The organism is Terrabacter tumescens, from assembly GCF_014646815.1.
GTDB classification, from domain to species: Bacteria; Actinomycetota; Actinomycetes; order Actinomycetales; family Dermatophilaceae; genus Terrabacter; species Terrabacter tumescens.
Genome location: NZ_BMNZ01000001.1, coordinates 726,237 through 743,722, shown reverse-complemented (window position 1 = coordinate 743,722; position 17,486 = coordinate 726,237). Strand labels below are relative to the sequence as shown.

The following is a 17,486-nucleotide window of genomic DNA, read 5'->3' as shown; positions in this document are numbered from 1 at the left end:
GCACGGGTTCCGCACGGGTCCAGCACGGGTTCCGCACGGGGCCTGCACGGGGTCTGCACGGCGACGCTGCGGCGAATCGGTCCTCGGCTCGGGCAGGATTGACCCATGCCCGGCGACTCGGAGAGGACTCGGGCCCCGCTGGACGGGGCCGACCTCAGCCGTGCCGAGCAGTCTGACGACACCACGGGGGAGAGCATGCACCAGACGGCGGAAGAGGCCGGGACCCGGCCCGAGGGGGCCGGGCAGCCGGACACCGGTCCCGACGGGGTCCACGTCGAAGCCCCTCAGGGGGCGCCGGCGGAGGTCCCCCAGGAGGCGCCCTCGGGAGCCACCGAGGGAGCCACCGAGGGAGCCCCCAGGACGGCCCCCGACGTCGAGGTCGTGGAGCCCCCGATCCCCGAACGGGTCCGGCGGCCCGTCGACGGCGCGCGCCTGGCCGTTGCCGTCGTGCTCCTCGTGCTCGGGCTGGTCGTCTCCGACCTGGCGGCCGGTACCCGCGGCGCGGTCGAGCAGGACCTCACCGACGCCACGAGCGGACTGCCCCGGCTCCTGCTGACCCTGCTGGGCTGGATGAGCGGCATCGGCGTGCTGCTCCTGCCGATCGGGGTCGGCGCCGACCTGCTCGTGCGTCGCCGTCCCATGCAGCTGATCCAGGCGCTGGGTGCGGCGGTCGTCGCCGGGATCCTCGTGATCGTCCTGGCGGTCCTCGTGCAGTCCGGCAACGGGGGCTTCGTCACCGACGTGCTGACGCGTCCGACGGCCACGGGACAGACCGGTCCGCTCGACATCGTCATCGTCTCGATGCTCGCCCTCCTCACGGTCGCAGACATCTCCGGCCGCAAGTGGATCTCGCCCATCGCGACCACGGTCGTCATCGCGACGCTCGTGACCACCCTGCTCTCCGGCGCCATGACGCTCGCGGCGCTCGCGTGCTCGCTCCTCGTCGGCTGGATCGTCGGGCTCGCCGCGCGGCTCGTGTTCGGCGTGACGTCCACCCGCCCCCCGGGCACCGAGGTGGCCGCCGTCCTCGTCTCGGGGGGCGTGCCGCTCACCAGGCTCGAGCTGATCGACGCCAACGACGCCGGCGACCGCCGCTACGTCGGCTCCACGCCCCACGGTCCCCTCGACGTGCACGTCATCGACCGCGACACCTTCGGTCTCGCGTCCGGTCGGCGCCTGCTGCGCGTGCTGCGCCTCCGCAGCGGTTTCACCCGGCCGCCCGCCCTGACGCTGAAGTCCGAGGTCGAGCACCGCACGCTCATGGGGCTGGCGCTGCGCGACGCCGGCATCCGTGCCCCCAAGCCGGTCGCGGTCTCCGAGGTCGGACCGTTCTCGGCCGTCATCGCCTACGACGAGCCGCATGGCACGCCCCTCAGCGACCTCGCCTGGCCCGACGGCGGAGCAGAGGACGGGACAGGCGGTGAGCCGGACTCCCGGCTGGACGACGCCCGGCTCGCCGCGATCTGGCGGCTCGCGGCCACGCTCCACCGCCGCCGCCTCGTGCACCGTCAGCTCGGTCCGTCGACGATCCTGCTCGACGACCAGGGCGGGGTCGCCCTCTCGCGGCTCGGCAGCGGCGACGTCGCCGCCGACGACATCAGCCTGCGCATCGACCTCGCCCAGCTGCTCACGACCGTGGCGCTCACCGTCGGGCCCGAGCGCACCGTGGAGTCGGCCGTCGCCGTCCTCGGCGAGGACGCCGTGCTGCGGGCGGTGCCCGTGCTGCAGCCGGTCGCCCTCAGCCCCGACGCCCGCGCCGCGCTCAAGGGGTCCAAGTCGGTCATGGGCGAGCTGCGTGAGCGTCTCGTCGCCCTGCGCCCCCAGGCCGAGGCCGTCGAGCCGGTGCAGCTGCGGCGCATCTCCCTCAAGGCCGTTGCGACCCTCGTCATGGGTGGCATCGCCGGCTACGTCGTGCTGAGCCAGCTGGCCCAGGTGAACCTCAGCCAGGTGATCAGCACCGCCGACTGGCGCTGGGCCGTGGTCCTCCTGGCCTTCGCGGGACTCACCTTCGCCGGGGCCTCGATCGCCCTCGCCGGCGCGGTGCAGATCCACCTGCGCTTCGTCCGGACGTACATGACGCAGCTCGCCGTCGCCTTCAGTGGGCTCGTCGCACCCGCCGCCGTCGGCAACATCGCGCTCAACACCCGCTACCTCCAGACCTCGGGGCTGTCCCCGACGGTCGCGGGTGCCAGCGTGGGGGTGGCCCAGGTCGCCCAGTTCTGCTCGTACTTCGTGCTGCTCGTCATCTCCGGCGTGCTCGCCGGCACCGGCCCCGCCGTGTCGTTCAGCCCGTCCCCGGTGCTCGTCGCGGTCATCCTCGCCGTCCTCATCGCGCTGCTCGCACTGCTCGCCATCCCACGGGTCCGCGCGCTCATCACCGACCGCGTGCTGCCGCAGATCAAGTCCGCGGTGCCCCAGGTCCTCGCCGTGCTGCAGCACCCGAAGAAGCTCAGCCAGCTGCTCGGTGGCGCGCTCCTGCTCGACGTCTCGTTCGTCGCGGCCCTCGTGTGCGCCACCCGCGCCTTCGGCGCCGACGCGCCCGTGGCAGCGGTCGCGGTCGTCTACTTCGCCGGCGCCATCATCGGGTCGGCGGTGCCGACGCCTGGTGGCCTCGGCGGCATCGAGGCGGCCATGTCGGCGGGCCTGATCGCCATCGGCGTCGACAGTGGCACCGCCGTCTCCTCGGTCCTGCTCTACCGCCTCGCGACCTACTGGCTGCCGATCCCGTTCGGCTGGTTCTCGCTGGGCCGGCTGCAGAAGGTCGGGGCCATCTGAGCCCGGCCACACGGCATACGTCCACGGTCGTCGACGGACCGCCCGCGGCACGGGCGGTGCCGGCGGTTATCGTCGGGCCATGACGGTGCGGCGGATCATGGGTCTCGAGACCGAGTACGGCATCTCGGTGCCCGGCGACCCCATGGCCAACCCGATGTTCCTCTCGGGCCAGGTCGTCAGCGTGTATGCCGCGGCGCAGGGCATCCGCTCCAACCAGTCGAGCTGGGACTACGCCTTCGAGGACCCGCTGCGCGACGCGCGGGGGTGGCAGCTCGACCGGCAGACCGCCGACCCGAGCCAGCTCACCGACGTCGAGGACCCCACCCTCGCCAACGTCGTGCTCACCAACGGGGCGCGCTACTACGTCGACCACGCCCACCCGGAGTACAGCTCACCCGAGGTGACCCTGCCGCGCGACGCCGTCATCTGGGACCGCGCCGGCGACGCCATCGCGCTCGAGTCGGTGCGCCTGCTCGCCGCCCGTCCCGGGCAGCCGCCGGTCAACCTCTACAAGAACAACGCCGACGGCAAGGGCCAGTCCTACGGCACCCACGAGAACTACCTCATGCCCCGGCGCACGCCCTTCCCGGACATCGTGCGCGGCCTCATCCCGTTCTTCGTGACGCGCCAGGTCGTCTGCGGCGCCGGGCGCGTCGGGCTGGGCGTCGACAGCAGGGGAGCGGGCTACCAGCTCAGCCAGCGCGCCGACTTCTTCGAGACCGAGGTCGGGCTCGAGACCACGCTCAAGCGCCCGATCATCAACACCCGCGACGAGCCCCACGCCGTTGCCGACCGCTACCGGCGCCTGCACGTCATCATCGGTGACGCCAACCACCTCGACGTCGCGACGCTGCTCAAGACGGGCACGACCTCGCTCGTCCTCGGCATGATCGAGGACGGTCACCTCACCGAGGACTGGTCGATCCGACGTCCGGTGGCCGCGCTGCAGACGATCTCCCACGACCCGACGCTCGCCGCGACCGTCGAGCTCGTCGACGGCCGGACCGTCACGGCGCTCGACGTGCAGTGGATGTACCTCGAGGCGGCCCGGGCGTGGCTCGACGCGCGTGGCGAGGACCCCGAGCCCGAGGCCACCGCCGAGGTCATGGGCCTCTGGGAGGAGGTCCTGACCGGCCTCGGCCGCGACGTCATGTCGTGCGCGCCGTTGCTCGACTGGGTCGCCAAGCTGAAGCTCCTCGAGGGCTACCGCGCCCGCGACGGTCTCGCCTGGGACGACCACCGCCTCGCCGCCATCGACATCCAGTGGGCCGACGTGCGCCCCGAGAAGGGCCTCGTGCACCGCCTGCGCGACCGCGGCATGCTGCGCGACCTCGTCTCGCCCGAGGAGGTCAAGGCCGCGCAGGCCACGCCGCCCGAGGACACCCGCGCCTGGTTCCGCGGTGAGTGCGTGCGCCGGTTCACCTCGCAGGTCTTCTCCGCAAGCTGGGACTCCGTCGTCTTCGACGTCCCGAGCCGGGCGAGCCTGCAGCGCGTGCCCATCCTCGAGCCCGAGCGCGGCACCCGGGCCCAGGTCGGCGCCCTGCTCGAGCAGAGCGCCGACGTCGGAGAGCTGCTCCGCGGGCTGGCCACGCCCGAGTGAGCGACCCACGCTAGGTCCGCACGAGCACTCCCGCCGCGACGAGCGCATCGAGCGCCGCCCCGACGAGCTCGCGTGCCTGCGGGTGCGGACCGTGCTCGCGCTCGGCAGCCTCCACGAGGTCGTCGACGTCGGCAAGGCTGACCGGCCCTGCTGCGGGGTCATGCACGGGCTCGACGGCGTCCCACAGCGTCAGTCCCAGCGGGCTGAGCCGGACCGGGTCGGTCCCGACGAGCAGGACGGCTCCGTCCCGAGTGCGTATGCCGTCCGCGACCGGGGCGCGCACGTACCCCAGCCGTTCGGCCGGGTCCCTCCCTGACGGCATACGAGAGCGATCCGTGAGGTCGACGGGGAGGTCGACGGGGAGGACGACGGGGGGCACCGGGGGAGTCGGGGCGGAGGGTGCGTCGAGCAACGCGTGGAGGAGCGGCTCGAGGTCCTCCGCCTCGGAGTAGTGCGCCCGGTGCACCCCGGCGCCGTCCGCGGCGAGCGCCGCGAGGCTCACGAGCGGGCGAGGCAGACGGGTCAAGGCGCTCGTGTGCCCGACGAGCTGCGTGACGGCCTCGAGCGGGTGGAGGCGCTCGAGCCACGGCGGCCCGGACAGGCCCGGGTCGCGCTCGAGGAGGACCACCGCAGCGAGGTGCAGCCGCTCCGGGCACGGCGCGAGACCCAGCTGGTCCGGCCCCACGTGCACCTTGTCGTCCTCGACGTCGGGATCGACGACGAGCGACAGGGGTTTGGGGAAGGGCGGCACCGTGCCGTCTTCGAGGACGGCCACCGTCTCGTCGGTCACGTAGCCGAAACCGCCCCGCGCGAGCCTCGCCGCGGCCGTCGTCTTGCCCGTGCCCGACGCGGCGACGAGCGCCACGACGGACCCGTCGGGCCTGCTCAGCCCGGCGGCGTGGAGCAGCACCGCGCGACCCGACAGCAGGTCGATGCCGAGGTCGGTGAGGTCGTAGGCCAGCCGGTGCGAGAGCGGGCGGGTCAGGGGCAGGTCGGACTGCTCCGAGCGGATCGTGCGCACACGGCCCCGAGGTGTCGGGACGACGCACCGGGACCACGCCGCCCGGACCTGCTCGCGTGGCTCAGGTCCGGCGAACCGCACACCGACGACCTCGCCGAGGACGCGGAGGCAGAGCAGGCCGTCGGACGGGAGGTCGACGGCCCGCTCGGTCACCGCTCTCAATCGAGCCCGGCCACGCGTGACTCCGTCTTCACGACCGCCGCCGCTGCGCCCGACCGCACGGCGCACGAGCCGAAGTCGACCGGGTCGGCGCTGCCGGACGTGCCGGCCCGCACGGTGCGCCACACCGAGCCGGACACCGTGAACGTCGACACCGTGGTCCAGCCCGGGTCACTCTGGGACGGCGCGCTCCCGCTGGTGCTCGCGTTGCGCTGCAGCGTCACGGTCATCGTCACGCCGACAGCGTTGCCCGGGATCCCGCTGAGGCTGCTCGAGTAGGGCCGGCTCTGCGACGTCCGGTAGGTCAGAGGGAAGCGCTGGCAGCCCCCGGACTCGCCGACCGGGCTGAGCTTGAAAGCGGGACGGAAGCCCGCACCCGAGCCGTTCTGGTCGTTGTGGCGCCCCGCGACCTCGATCTGGAAGTTGTCCAAGGTGTCGACCTCGCGGAAGCGGTACCACGCCGAGTCGACGGTGCAGTTGCAGATCTCGATGTAGACGGGCAGCCAGGCGCGCCCGTAGCCCGTCCGGATGCGGGGCACGCCGAGGTCCGGGCTCTGGGCGTTGGCCCGGCAGACGGCGTCGACGTCGGTGAAGACGTTGGGACCCATCTGGATCGAGCCGCTCACGGTGCACCGGCTGATGCCGGCGTGGGCGGCCGGTGCCCCCATCGCGAGGACCGGCACGGCCCACGCGGCCCCCTTCACGACGGCGCGTCGTGACTGACCGCGAGAAGGCGCGGTCGCCTTCTGCTGTGCAGCGTTCATCGGTTACTCCCCCGAGTAGATGCAGTTGTCGAGTCGCCGTCCTCGACGGCGACCGCGCACAACGTAACAGCGAGGCGCAGGCGTGGGAACGCTTGGCACGCAAGGTGTCCGGCTTGTCCCGCTGTGTCCCGGCGCGTCGTCGGGGCGTCCGTCCGCAGCGGGTGCTCGGACGGCGGGGGCCGAACGGGTTAGGGTCGGGTCACGAGGTCCAACACGTCTGGGAGGTAGCCATGCCGGGTCAGGAGCACGCCAAGCCGCAGCGTCGTGACGAGGAGCCGCCGGAGACACCGGAGGCACCCCCGACCGCGCCCGCCGGGGCCGCCGTCAAGGAGGGCCTGTCCGACGACATCGACAGCGTCCTCGACGAGATCGACGGCGTCCTCGAGTCCAACGCCGAGGAGTTCGTCCGGGGCTTCGTGCAGAAGGGCGGCCAGTGACCCAGTCGTCCACGGGACGCCCGCGCCGGCTCGACGACGCCTTCCTCACTGCCGGGTCGTCGTCGTTCACCGAGTTCCTGACGGCCTACCGTCCCGAGCTGCTGCCTGCCGGACGCCGCCTGCCGTCCGGGGCCACCATCGAGGCACCGCACGGCACCACCATCGTCTCGCTGCTCTTCGAGGGCGGCGTCGTCATGGCCGGTGACCGTCGCGCCACCATGGGCAACGTCATCGCCAACCGCGACATGGAGAAGGTCTTCGCGGCCGACGACTACAGCGTCGTCGGCATCGCCGGCACCGCGGGCATCGCCATCGAGCTCGTCCGGCTCTACCAGGTCGAGCTCGAGCACTACGAGAAGATCGAGGGCGCGATCATGTCGCTCGAGGGCAAGGCCAACCGCCTCGCCTCGATGATCCGCGGCAACCTCGCGCTGGCCATGCAGGGGCTGACGGTCGTCCCGACGTATGCCGGGTTCGACCTCGACTCGGCCACCGGCCGCATCTACTCCTACGACGTCACAGGCGGCTGCTACGTCGAGAGCGGCCACCACTCCACCGGGTCCGGCTCCGTCTTCGCGCGCGGTGCCCTGAAGAAGCTGTGGCGGCCGGGCCTGGAGGAGCAGCAGGCCGTGTCGGTCGCCGTCGAGGCGCTCTACGACGCGGCCGACGACGACTCCGCCACCGGCGGCCCCGACCTCGGCCGTCAGATCTGGCCTACCGTCGCGGTGGTCGACCACTCCGGTGCGCGGTTCGTCGGCCAGGACGTCCTTCAAGGACACGTGGAGCGCGTCGTTGCCGCGCGCCGCGACAACCCGGGAGGTGCCCGATGAGCATGCCGTTCTACGTCCCGCCCGAGCAGGTCATGAAGGACCGGGCCGACTTCGCGCGCAAGGGAATCGCCCGCGGACGTTCGGTCGTCGTGGTGGGCTACGACCGCGGCATCGCCTTCGTCGCCGAGAACCCGTCGCGCGCCCTGCACAAGGTGTCGGAGATCTACGACCGCATCGCGTTCGCGGCCGTCGGGCGCTACAACGAGTTCGAGAGCCTCCGGGTCGCCGGCATCCGCTACGCCGACCTGCGGGGCTACTCCTACGACCGCACCGACGTCACGGCGCGTGCCCTGGCCAACACCTACGCGCAGACGCTCGGCGCGGTGTTCACCCAGGAGTCGAAGCCCTTCGAGATCGAGATCGTCGTGGCCGAGGTCGGGGCCGACAGCGACTCCGACCAGATCTTCCGGCTGACCTACGACGGGTCGGTCGCCGACGAGCAGGGCTTCGTCGCGATGGGTGGAGCGAGCGAGGTTGCAGAGGAGCGTCTCGGCACCGGCTGGCGGCCGGGCATGACGCTGAGCGAGGTGCTGCGGCTCGCCGTCGACGTGCTCGGTGCCGGTGGCAACGGCGAGCGCCGAGACCTGGACGAGGCGCAGCTCGAGGTGGCCGTGCTCGACCGCGACCGTCCGCGCCGCTCGTTCCGGCGCATCGGCGGCCCGCTGCTGACGCGACTGCTCGGCGAGCCTCGCGAACCCCGAGAGACCACCGACGTGCCGGCCGCAGCGCTCGGCTCGGAGTCGCCTGTGGCACAAGCGGACTCAGCCGAGGACGCGTCGCCCGGGGCATCGGGCCCGCCGACCCCACCCGCCTGACCCCTGGGTGCCCTGCCGAGCAGGACGCCGCGGACGGCGAAGGCCGCCCACCGAGCCGGTGGGCGGCCTTCGTCGTGCTGTCGAGCTCGAGCGGCGTTCAGCGTCGCGTCGCGCCGACCTTGTCGCCGGAGGCGGTGCGCTGGTAGTACGACGACTGGTCGGAGCCGTAGGACGAGTCGCCCTCGGCCTCAGTGCCAGCCTCGGTGCCGGTCTGGTCGCCGGCCTCGTCGTCGGACGCTGCCTCGGGTGCCGCGTCGGAGGCGGAGGGCTGGGCGTCGTCCGCGGCCTCATCCACCTGCTCCGGCTCGGCGTCGGAGGCCTGCTGCGCGGGCGCGGGGACCGGCTGCTGGGCCTCGGCGACCTGGGCCGGCTGGGCCGGCTTGTCCGGGGTGCCGAGGGTGTCCATCAGTGCGCCACCACCGAGGGTGGCGAGCATCTGGCGGACGTTGCCCAGCTGGGCGGTGATGCTGTCGCGCTGCGCCGTTGCGGCGGCGAGCTCGCGGTCGGACTCCTCACGCAGCCGCGAGGCGTGGTCGCGGGCCTCGGAGACGATCTGGTCGGCCTGCGTCTGGGCGTTCTCGAGGAGTCGCTCGGCACGGGCCCGCATCTCGTGCGCGTCGTGCTCGGCGCGCTCGGTGAGCTGCCGGAGACGGGACTCGCTCTCGCTGAGGGCGGCCTCCTGCTGCTGGCGCCGCGCCTCGAACTCGGCGTCGGCCGACTCCCGGCGGGCCGCCAGCTTGACCTCGAGCTCGGCGGACGCCGTCGACGCCTTGAGGCGGTGCGCCTCGAACTCGGCGGCGGCCTCCTGACGCTGCGCAGCGGTGACGCTCTGGGCCTCGGCCACGATGGCCTGGGCCTCGCGGTTGGCCTGGGCGATGATCCGCACGGCCTCCTCGTCGGCACGGGCGCGGGCCTGCTCGGCATACGTGGCCGTCGTCGCCTTGAGCTCGGCGGCAGAGCGGTTGGCACGCTCGCGGATCTCGTCGGCCTCGCCCGAGGCGCGCGAGCGCATGTCCGCGGCCTCCTGGTCGGCGAGCGTCAGGATCTGTGCGATGCGCTCACCGAGGTCGGAGAAGGTCTGGGCCTGGGTCGGCGAGCTGTTCTTCTTCAGGTCGGCCATGACTCGTGACTGCTGACCGAGCTGTCCCCTGAGGTCGGTCAGCGCGGCGTTGAGCTTCGTCAGCTCGACGCTGCGCTCGGCAGCGTCCTTCTTGGCAGCCTGGAGGGTGCGGTTCTGCGACTCGATGAACGAGTCGACCTCTTCCGGCTCGTAGCCACGGCGGGAGAACTTGAAGTGGGGTCTGTCGATCATTTCCGTCCAATGCAGGGATGGTGGAGGGGTACGGCATGAGGGGACAACGGCCATTGTGACAGTCGCCCGCGTCAGTAGCACGCCCGCGTCCGGCGGGTGTCGGCCCGTGGCGTGGTCCTTCCCGGCGGACGGCACGAGCGCCACCTAGAGTTGGTTCATGGAGCGGCGGATCTTCGGGATCGAGAACGAGTACGGCGTCACCTGCACCACGCAGGGCCAACGGCGCCTGACCCCGGACGAGGTCGCGCGCTACCTCTTCCGCCGGGTCGTGGCCTGGGGGCGCTCGAGCAACGTCTTCCTCGGCAACGGTGCGCGCCTCTACCTCGACGTCGGCTCCCACCCGGAGTACGCCACGGCCGAGTGCGACTCCGTGCGCGAGCTCGTGATCCAGGACAAGGCGGGGGAGCGGATCCTCGAGGGCCTCGTCGAGGACGCCCAGGGCCGGCTGCGCGACGACGGCGTCGAGGGCGAGATCTTCGTCTTCAAGAACAACACCGACTCGGCGGGCAACTCCTACGGGTGCCACGAGAACTACCTCTACGGCCGCGGCGGTGACTTCCAGCGGGTCTCCGACATGTTCATCCCGTTCCTCATCAGCCGGCAGATCGTCTGCGGAGCGGGCAAGGTCGTGGCGACGGCCCACGGCGCGAGCTTCGCCGTCAGCCAGCGCGCCGACCACATCTGGGAGGGCGTGTCCTCGGCGACCACCCGCAGCCGCCCCATCATCAACACTCGCGACGAGCCCCACGCCGACGCCGAGAAGTACCGCCGCCTGCACGTCATCGTCGGCGACTCGAACATGTCCGAGACGACCAACCTGCTCAAGGTGGGCAGTGCGGACCTCGTGCTGCGGATGATCGAGGCGGGCGTCGTCATGCGCGACCTGTCGATGGAGAACCCCATCCGCGCCATCCGCACCATGAGCCACGACACGACCGGCCGGGCCACGGTCCGGCTCGCCAACGGCCGCGAGCTCTCGGCGCTCGACATGCAGCGCGAGTACCTCGACAAGGCCGTCGAGTTCGTCGACCGCGAGGGGATGAACAGCCCCGACACCAAGCAGGTCATCGACCTCTGGGGCCGCGCGCTCGACGCCATCGGCTCGGGTGACCTCGGCGCCATCGACACCGAGATCGACTGGGTCATCAAGTACCGCCTCATCGAGCGCTACCGCGCCAAGCACGGGCTGGCACTGACCGACGCCCGGGTCCAGCAGATCGACCTCGCCTACCACGACATCAACCGGCGTCGCGGGCTCTTCTACCTGCTCCAGCGGCACGGTCGCACGGCGCGCGTCGCCTCCGACGTGGAGGTGTTCCAGGCCAAGGTGCGGCCGCCACAGACGACGCGGGCCAAGCTCCGCGGTGACTTCATCCGCGCCGCGCAGGCCCACGGGCGTGACTTCACCGTGGACTGGGTGCACCTGAAGCTCAACGACCAGGCCCAGCGCACGGTGCTGTGCAAGGACCCGTTCCGTGCCGTGGACGAGCGGGTCGAGCGGCTCATGGAGACGATCGACCGCTCGCCGACGGTCCAGCGGCCGCTCTGACGGGCTGCACCGACCCGGGCGGCCTGCCATCCCAACCTGTCAGCGCGCTGTGCGTCTCGCACAAGGGGCGGCGTTACAGTGACGGGGATTTGCCCAGCGGGACCTCCACGCCCGCCCCCCCCGACCGAAAGTCTTCCCCTGTGCGCTCCCACCGTCCGGCCGCTCGCACGGCCGCTGCCCTGATCGCTGCCCTCGGGCTCACGACCGTCGCCGCGTGCGGGTCGAGCTCCTCGGGCTCCGACGGCACCGCCACGACCAACGTCGCCGCCTCGGCCGCCCTCAAGGGGGTGACGGCCACCGGTGCCGTCGACCTCAAGACGGCACCGAAGGTCGCCCTCGGCGCCACGCCGATCAGCTCCAAGACCGTCGAGCACAAGGTGCTGACCCCCGGCACCGGCAAGGCTGCCACCAAGGCTGACACCGTGCGCCTGCGCGCGCAGATCTACAACGGCACGAGCGGCAAGCTCATCGACGACGGCTACGCCGCGGGCCGCTCCGAGGAGGGCTACCGCCTCGGACGCACCGACATCGTCGCCGGGTTCACCGAGGGCCTCGTCGGCGCCACGAAGGGCGGCCGCATCGCCTTCACGATCCCGCCCGAGAAGGGCTTCGGGTCGGCCGGCAACGAGCAGCTCGGCGTCAAGGGCACCGACACGATCGTCGTCGTCGCCGACATTGCCGACGTCCACACCCCGCTGACCACGATCGACGGCACCCAGACGCCGGCGCCGGCCGGTCTGCCGACGGTGGAGTTCAAGAACGGCCCGACCAAGGAGCCCACCGTCACGGTGCCCAAGTCGGCGGCTCCGACCACGGCGCAGCAGGCGACCCTGGTCCAGGGCACCGGCGCGACGGTGCAGAAGGGCCAGACGATCAGCGCCCAGTACCACGGCGTCCTCTGGAAGGACGGCAGCGTCTTCGACTCCTCGTGGCAGCGCGGTGCGGCCGCCGACTTCCCGATCGGTGTCGGTGGCGTCATCCCCGGTTGGGACAAGACACTGGTGGGCAAGAAGGTTGGCAGCCGCGTGCTGCTCGTCATCCCGCCGGCCGACGGCTACGGCAAGGCCGGCAGCCCGCCGAAGATCTCCGGCACGGACACCCTGGTGTTCGTCGTGGACATCCTCGACGCGTACTGAGCAGCACCCGGACCGGCGACCCGCTCGCCACCCGAGTCACCTGACTCACCCGATCCACTGAGTCACCAACGAAAGGGAAACGCACGCATGGCACTGGACCCGAACCGCACCAAGCCCGAGATCGACTTCCCGGAGGGCGAGGCCCCCGCCGACCTCGTCATCGAGGACCTCATCGAGGGTGACGGCCGCGAGGCGAAGGCCGGGGACACCGTCAGCGCCCACTACGTCGGCGTCGCGCACTCGACGGGCGAGGAGTTCGACTCGTCCTGGAACCGCGGCAGCGCGCTCGACTTCCGCCTCGGCGTCGGCATGGTCATCCCCGGCTGGGACAAGGGCATCGAGGGCATGAAGGTCGGCGGTCGGCGCAAGCTGACGATCCCGGCCCACCTCGCCTACGGCGACCGCGGCGCAGGCGGCGCCATCAAGCCCGGCGAGACCCTCATCTTCGTCGTCGACCTCGACGACGTGAGATGAGAAGCTTCTAGTCCTTCAGCAGCCGGGCGGCATACCGCCCTGCGACGGCCGCGCCGAGGAATCCGGCGCGGTCGTCGTCGTATCCGCGGCCCATCGTGCTCAGCGTCACGGGCGAGGACCGCAGCGCCTCCTCGAGGCCGTCGGTCTCCACCTCGTGGAGCACGAGACGGCCGGCGCTGGCCGCCGCCAGCCCCTTCGCCTGCTCGAGCACCCGCGCGCCGAGCTCGCCGGGCAGCAGCGGCACGGTCACGTCGGCCGGCACGAGCGACACGCGGCCGTATGCCGTGAGGCTGTGGTGCGAGACGCCGCGGTGCCGCTCGCGCGGGTCGGCCTCCGAGATCCGCAGGGAGCAGACCGGTCGGCCGCCGAGGGTGCCGGCAGCGTTGACGGCCTCCCCGGCCGACGTCCCCGAGAAGCCCCACCGGGTGCCGGTGCCGAGGTTGCCCGGGCCCTGCGACACCACGACGACGTCCGCGCCGACGACGTGGTGCGCGGCGAGCAGGCCGGTGTGGACGTTGACGGCCTCGAGGTCGCCACCGAAGGCCTGCCCGACCGTGATCGACGCCTCGAGCCAGCCGGCCTCGCGCAGCCCCGCCACCGTGCGGGAGAAGTCGATGGGCAGCGCGCCTCCGTCGGTCATGACGTAGGCCACCCGCAGCGTCGGAGCCGCCTCGCGCAGACCGGCCAGCACGGCCGGCAGCGCGGAGTGCAGGTCGGCGACCACAACCGGCAGGCCGGCGAGGTCGTCGGCGTCGGCCAGGGCGGCGTGGTGCTCGCTGTCCTGCTCGTCGACGCCGAGCACCATCGTCTGCGACGGCGTGTAGCGCGCCTTGACGACGTGCCCTCGGACGGCACCCACGTCGTCGACGGGGCGGGGGAGGGCGTCGGGCGCGGCCACGACGATGGCGAGCCCGCCGGTGCCCAGCCCACGCTCCAGCGCCGTCGTGTTGAGCAGGACGGCGGTCCCCGGAGCCAGGTCGCCGACGACCTCGACGTAGCCGAGCGCGCGGACGCGGTCCCCGGAGGCGAGGCGGACGGCATACTCGATCGCCCCCGCCCAGCGGGAGCGGACCTCGACCACGACACCCCGGCGCCACTGGATCATGGGGTGACCCTATTCGATCGCATGTTCGGGTAGCGTCGGACTGCCCACCGCCCCGCAGTCCTCCAGGAAGGCCTCGATGAGCCCAGCGTCTGCCTCGGCCGACAAGACCGAACGGCTGCTCAACCTCATCCTCGCGCTGAAGTCCGCGCGGCGTCCGGTCTCCAAGCAGAAGATCCGCGAGTCCCTGCCGGCGTACGCGCAGGCGAGCTCCGACGAGGCCTTCGACCGGATGTTCGAGCGCGACAAGGACGAGCTGCGCGAGATGGGCATCCCGATCTCGACGACGGTCCTCGACGTCCTCTTCGACGACGAGGTCGGCTACCGCATCGACGCGAGCGAGACGACGCTGCCGGCCATCAGCTTCGAGCCCGACGAGGTCGCGGCCCTGGCCCTGGCCGCCCGGGCGTGGTCGACGGCGAGCATCTCGGGTGCGGCGTCGGCCGGCCTGCGCAAGCTGCGGCTGTCGGGCGTGGAGATCGACGAGTCCGTGGCGGCGGGCGCCGAGCCGCGCATCCGCACCAAGGAGCCGGCCTTCGAGGCCGTGCACGCAGCCGTCTCGGCCCTGCAGCCGATCACGTTCGGCTACCGCAAGAACGACGGCGAGCTGACGACCCGGCACGTCCAGCCGTGGGCGCTGAAGAACTGGCATGGCCGCTGGTACCTCACCGGCTTCGACGTCGACCGAGGCGACGAGCGCGCCTTCCGGCTCAGCCGTTTCGAGGGCGCCGTTCGTCGCAAGGGCAGGGCTGGGTCGTATGCCGTCCCGTCCGACCACGTGCCCGAGGTGGCCCTCGAGGCCCAGCTACCCGAGCCCGAGGGCACCGCGGTCGTCCGCGTGCGCCACGGGCGCGGCCACACCCTGCGCCGCCACGCCCAGCGCACCACCGAGCTCGACGAGCGGTGGGCCGAGATCGAGCTGCCCTACCGCCGCGGCACGACCGAACGCGACGTCGTCGCCCTCGGCACGCACGCGGTCGCCGTGTCCCCGCCAGAGCTCGTCGACGGTGTCCGTGCGGCGCTGCTCGCCGTGGCCCGGGCGCACGTCGGCGCGGCCGCCCACGACACGTCGACGCGCTCGGAGGCACGCGCATGAGTGGAACCGGACGCACGGCCGCGCGCCGCGCACCCGAGACGGCGACCCAGCGTCTGGGACGCCTGCTCGACATGGTGCCGTGGCTGCTCCAGCACCGCGGTGTGCCCATCGCCGAGGCGGCGCGCGAGTTCGGCGTCGACGAGGCCCAGGTCGTCGAGGACCTCGAGCTGCTCTTCGTGTGCGGCACCCCGGGCTACGGCCACGCCGAGCTCATCGACGCGCAGTGGGACAGCGGCCACATCTACCTCGACAACGCCGACGACATCGCCGCCCCGATGCGCCTCACGCGCGACGAGGCGGTCACCCTGACGGCCGGCCTGCAGGCCCTGGGCTCGACTCTCGTCGGCTCCGACGTCGCCGCGCGCACCCTCGACAAGATCCGGGTGGCGGCGGCCGCGGGTGTGGGTGAGCCCACCGGCCGCATCGACCTCGACCTCGACGACGGCAGCCAGCACGCGGCCATGGCCACCCTGAAGGACGCGTTCGCGCGGGGACGGCGGGTGCACCTGCGCTACTACGTCGCGACCCGCGACGAGTCGACCGAGCGCGACGTCGACATCATGCGCATCCTCAACCTCGACGCGCAGTGGTACGTCGAGGGCTACTGCCACCGCGCGCAGGACGTCCGACTCTTTCGGCTCGACCGGATCGAGGACGTGTCGGTGCTCGATGCCGACGGCACGCCGCCGGCCGACGCACGGCCGCGCGACCTCGACGACGTCTTCGTCCCCGGCGAGAACGACCTCACCGTCGTCATCGAGGCGACCCGCTGGGCCGCCTGGATCGCCGACTACTACCCCAACGAGGGTGTCGAGCGCGGGCCCGACGGGTCGCTGCGGGTGACGCTCAAGGTCGCGGACCCGGCCCTCGTGCGACGCCTCGTGCTGCGCCTCGGGGGAGAGGCGCGTGTCGTCGAGCCACCCGAGCTCGTCGAGGCCGTCGCCGACGAGGCGCGCTCCGCGCTGGCCGCCTACGACGACCTGACCTGAGGACTGACGCCCCGCTGGGCCCGCGTCGAGGCGTCCGCATGCTGGTCGCCCTTGCCCACATGGCGGTCAGTTGCCGTTCTCATGGGCGCCGCACGGGTCACGTTCACCCCGCGCACGTATGCTGGTCACCTGCAGCATCGAGGCTGCTCCATGACGGTTCCGAACCGGACCGGCTTTCGACGAGGAGACGTAACCATGCCCAACCTGGGTGCCCCCGAACTCATCATCATCGCGGTCGTGCTCATCGCCCTTTTCGGCTGGAAGAAGCTCCCCGACATGGCCCGCAGCCTCGGCCGCTCCGCCCGGGTGTTCAAGTCCGAGGTCGACGAGCTGAAGAAGGACGGCAAGCCCGTCCCCAGCGACGCCGCGAAGACCACGGTCCCGGGTGACGTCGTGGACGCCGACGCCGAGCGTCGCGCCGCCGAGGCCCGTCTCGCCGACGCCGAGCGCCGCGCCGCCGAGGCCCGCGCCGAGGCCGACCGCCTGCGCGCCAGCAGCTCCGCCGCCGCTCCGACGACGCCGACGACCACGCCGGTCAGCAGCACGGACGACGTCCGCCGCGACACGACCTTCTGAGTGGGTCGGTACCCGGACCCGTCACACGGACTGACCTGAATGCCGTCACTTCGACGCCAGCGCGACCCCGAGGGGCGGATGTCGCTCGGCGACCACCTCCGTGAGCTGCGCAACCGCATCACCATCAGCGCCATCGCGATCATCATCGGTGGCGTGGTGGGCTGGATCTACTACAACCAGGTCATCGACGCCCTGACCAAGCCGCTCACCGAGCTGCAGAAGGGCCGCGAGGGCGTTGTCAACATCAACTTCGCGGGGATGACCGACGCGTTCGCGCTCCGGCTGACGACCTCGCTCTTCGTCGGCCTGATCCTGGCGTCGCCGGTCTGGCTCTTCCAGATCTGGGGCTTCATCGTCCCGGGCCTGACGAAGAAGGAGAAGCTCATCGCGCGGCTCTTCGTCGTCGCCGCGGTGCCGCTCTTCCTCGCCGGGTGCTTCTTCGCGTTCATCATGGTGCCCAAGGCCGTCGCGGTCCTGCTCGGCTTCACGCCCCAGGGCGCCTACAACCTGCAGGACGGGTCGCAGTACCTCAACTTCGTCCTCAAGTTCATCGTCGCCTTCGGCTGCGCGTTCCTGCTGCCGGTCTTCCTCGTCGCGCTCAACCTCGTCGGCGTCCTGCCGGCGCGGGCCATGCTCAAGGGCTGGCGCCCGGCCGTCATGATCATCCTCGTCTTCGCGGCGATCATGACGCCCACGCCCGACGCGTACACCATGCTCTTCCTCGCCAGCCCCATGGTGCTGCTCTACTTCGCCTCGGTCGGGATCGCGTTCCTGCTCGACCGTCGCAAGGAGGAGCACAAGCCCGACTGGTTGGACGTCCCCGACGACCAGGCGTCCGCCCTGTAGCGTTC

At 72.0% G+C, this 17,486-nt stretch carries 16 protein-coding genes; 12 read left to right on the top strand and 4 right to left on the bottom strand.

The features are described from left to right. Window positions 1-105: 105 nt before the first annotated feature. Entirely contained in the window at window positions 106-2,775 is a 2,670-nt protein-coding gene (locus IEY30_RS03505) for a lysylphosphatidylglycerol synthase transmembrane domain-containing protein (RefSeq protein ID WP_030146053.1), read from the top strand. A 79-nt stretch (window positions 2,776-2,854) separates the two neighbouring features. After that, on the top strand, window positions 2,855-4,375 hold the full coding sequence (dop, locus tag IEY30_RS03500) for a depupylase/deamidase Dop (RefSeq protein ID WP_030146054.1): 1,521 nt from the start codon (window positions 2,855-2,857) through the stop codon (window positions 4,373-4,375). A gap of 10 nt (window positions 4,376-4,385) precedes the next feature. On the opposite strand, the gene IEY30_RS03495 is transcribed toward dop, so the two are convergent. Together IEY30_RS03495 and IEY30_RS03490 are read right to left on the bottom strand one after the other, a co-directional pair. Continuing rightward, complete coding sequence (locus IEY30_RS03495; protein WP_052358069.1) at window positions 4,386-5,549, bottom strand: hypothetical protein; 1,164 nt, start codon at window positions 5,547-5,549, stop codon at window positions 4,386-4,388. A gap of 5 nt (window positions 5,550-5,554) precedes the next feature. Beyond that, window positions 5,555-6,319, bottom strand: a complete 765-nt coding sequence (locus IEY30_RS03490) for a hypothetical protein (RefSeq protein ID WP_156035032.1) — start codon at window positions 6,317-6,319, stop codon at window positions 5,555-5,557. Window positions 6,320-6,549: 230 nt separating this feature from the next. Between IEY30_RS03490 and IEY30_RS03485 the strand changes: the two genes are divergently transcribed. The 3 genes from IEY30_RS03485 to prcA are packed head-to-tail and all read left to right on the top strand — an operon-like array spanning window position 6,550 to window position 8,401. Then, complete coding sequence (locus tag IEY30_RS03485; RefSeq protein WP_030146057.1) at window positions 6,550-6,756, top strand: ubiquitin-like protein Pup; 207 nt, start codon at window positions 6,550-6,552, stop codon at window positions 6,754-6,756. Continuing rightward, the gene (prcB, locus tag IEY30_RS03480) at window positions 6,753-7,586 is read left to right on the top strand and encodes a proteasome subunit beta (protein WP_030146058.1); all 834 of its coding nucleotides are present in this window, start codon (window positions 6,753-6,755) and stop codon (window positions 7,584-7,586) included. The genes IEY30_RS03485 and prcB overlap by 4 nt, the downstream gene beginning before the upstream one ends. Beyond that, window positions 7,583-8,401 (top strand): proteasome subunit alpha, encoded by an 819-nt coding sequence (prcA, locus tag IEY30_RS03475; protein ID WP_052358071.1) that lies wholly within the window; start codon window positions 7,583-7,585, stop codon window positions 8,399-8,401. The genes prcB and prcA overlap by 4 nt, the downstream gene beginning before the upstream one ends. Before the next feature lie 97 nt (window positions 8,402-8,498). On the opposite strand, the gene IEY30_RS03470 is transcribed toward prcA, so the two are convergent. After that, a complete protein-coding gene (locus IEY30_RS03470) occupies window positions 8,499-9,713 on the bottom strand; it encodes a coiled-coil domain-containing protein (protein ID WP_030146060.1) in 1,215 nt (404 codons plus the stop codon). Between the two features lie 157 nt (window positions 9,714-9,870). On the opposite strand from IEY30_RS03470, the gene pafA reads away from it, so the two are divergent. The 3 genes from pafA to IEY30_RS03455 all read left to right on the top strand — a co-directional run bounded on the left by pafA (window position 9,871) and on the right by IEY30_RS03455 (window position 12,872). Next, on the top strand, window positions 9,871-11,262 hold the full coding sequence (gene pafA, locus IEY30_RS03465; protein WP_030146061.1) for a Pup--protein ligase: 1,392 nt from the start codon (window positions 9,871-9,873) through the stop codon (window positions 11,260-11,262). A 140-nt stretch (window positions 11,263-11,402) separates the two neighbouring features. Next, on the top strand, window positions 11,403-12,398 hold the full coding sequence (locus tag IEY30_RS03460; RefSeq protein WP_030146062.1) for an FKBP-type peptidyl-prolyl cis-trans isomerase: 996 nt from the start codon (window positions 11,403-11,405) through the stop codon (window positions 12,396-12,398). A gap of 87 nt (window positions 12,399-12,485) precedes the next feature. Continuing rightward, window positions 12,486-12,872, top strand: coding sequence for an FKBP-type peptidyl-prolyl cis-trans isomerase (locus IEY30_RS03455; RefSeq protein ID WP_030146063.1), 387 nt, complete (start codon window positions 12,486-12,488; stop codon window positions 12,870-12,872). Window positions 12,873-12,879: 7 nt separating this feature from the next. Here the strand turns inward: IEY30_RS03455 and IEY30_RS03450 are convergent, their stop codons facing one another. Continuing rightward, window positions 12,880-13,977 (bottom strand): DUF3866 family protein, encoded by a 1,098-nt coding sequence (locus IEY30_RS03450; RefSeq protein WP_030146064.1) that lies wholly within the window; start codon window positions 13,975-13,977, stop codon window positions 12,880-12,882. A 76-nt stretch (window positions 13,978-14,053) separates the two neighbouring features. Here IEY30_RS03450 and IEY30_RS03445 point away from each other — a divergent pair, with 76 nt between their 5' ends. The 4 genes from IEY30_RS03445 to tatC all read left to right on the top strand — a co-directional run bounded on the left by IEY30_RS03445 (window position 14,054) and on the right by tatC (window position 17,481). Then, window positions 14,054-15,070: a helix-turn-helix transcriptional regulator gene (locus tag IEY30_RS03445; protein ID WP_052358073.1), complete on the top strand. Its 1,017-nt coding sequence runs from the start codon at window positions 14,054-14,056 to the stop codon at window positions 15,068-15,070. Beyond that, window positions 15,067-16,059, top strand: a complete 993-nt coding sequence (locus tag IEY30_RS03440) for a helix-turn-helix transcriptional regulator (RefSeq protein ID WP_030146066.1) — start codon at window positions 15,067-15,069, stop codon at window positions 16,057-16,059. Before IEY30_RS03445 ends, IEY30_RS03440 begins: the two co-directional genes overlap by 4 nt. Before the next feature lie 195 nt (window positions 16,060-16,254). After that, complete coding sequence (gene tatA, locus IEY30_RS03435; RefSeq protein ID WP_030146067.1) at window positions 16,255-16,635, top strand: Sec-independent protein translocase subunit TatA; 381 nt, start codon at window positions 16,255-16,257, stop codon at window positions 16,633-16,635. A 39-nt stretch (window positions 16,636-16,674) separates the two neighbouring features. Continuing rightward, the gene (gene tatC, locus IEY30_RS03430) at window positions 16,675-17,481 is read left to right on the top strand and encodes a twin-arginine translocase subunit TatC (protein WP_229674814.1); all 807 of its coding nucleotides are present in this window, start codon (window positions 16,675-16,677) and stop codon (window positions 17,479-17,481) included. Window positions 17,482-17,486: the final 5 nt, after the last annotated feature.

Coding starts and splice junctions, on each gene's coding strand:
- IEY30_RS03505 (WP_030146053.1), top strand. CDS start 106: ATGCCCGGCGACTCGGAGAGGACTCGGGCCCCGCTGGACGGGGCCGAC.
- IEY30_RS03485 (WP_030146057.1), top strand. CDS start 6,550: ATGCCGGGTCAGGAGCACGCCAAGCCGCAGCGTCGTGACGAGGAGCCG.
- IEY30_RS03490 (WP_156035032.1), bottom strand. CDS start 6,319: ATGAACGCTGCACAGCAGAAGGCGACCGCGCCTTCTCGCGGTCAGTCA.
- IEY30_RS03445 (WP_052358073.1), top strand. CDS start 14,054: ATGAGCCCAGCGTCTGCCTCGGCCGACAAGACCGAACGGCTGCTCAAC.
- pafA (WP_030146061.1), top strand. CDS start 9,871: ATGGAGCGGCGGATCTTCGGGATCGAGAACGAGTACGGCGTCACCTGC.
- IEY30_RS03470 (WP_030146060.1), bottom strand. CDS start 9,713: ATGATCGACAGACCCCACTTCAAGTTCTCCCGCCGTGGCTACGAGCCG.
- prcA (WP_052358071.1), top strand. CDS start 7,583: ATGAGCATGCCGTTCTACGTCCCGCCCGAGCAGGTCATGAAGGACCGG.
- dop (WP_030146054.1), top strand. CDS start 2,855: ATGACGGTGCGGCGGATCATGGGTCTCGAGACCGAGTACGGCATCTCG.
- IEY30_RS03450 (WP_030146064.1), bottom strand. CDS start 13,977: ATGATCCAGTGGCGCCGGGGTGTCGTGGTCGAGGTCCGCTCCCGCTGG.
- tatA (WP_030146067.1), top strand. CDS start 16,255: ATGCCCAACCTGGGTGCCCCCGAACTCATCATCATCGCGGTCGTGCTC.
- IEY30_RS03440 (WP_030146066.1), top strand. CDS start 15,067: ATGAGTGGAACCGGACGCACGGCCGCGCGCCGCGCACCCGAGACGGCG.
- IEY30_RS03455 (WP_030146063.1), top strand. CDS start 12,486: ATGGCACTGGACCCGAACCGCACCAAGCCCGAGATCGACTTCCCGGAG.
- tatC (WP_229674814.1), top strand. CDS start 16,675: ATGCCGTCACTTCGACGCCAGCGCGACCCCGAGGGGCGGATGTCGCTC.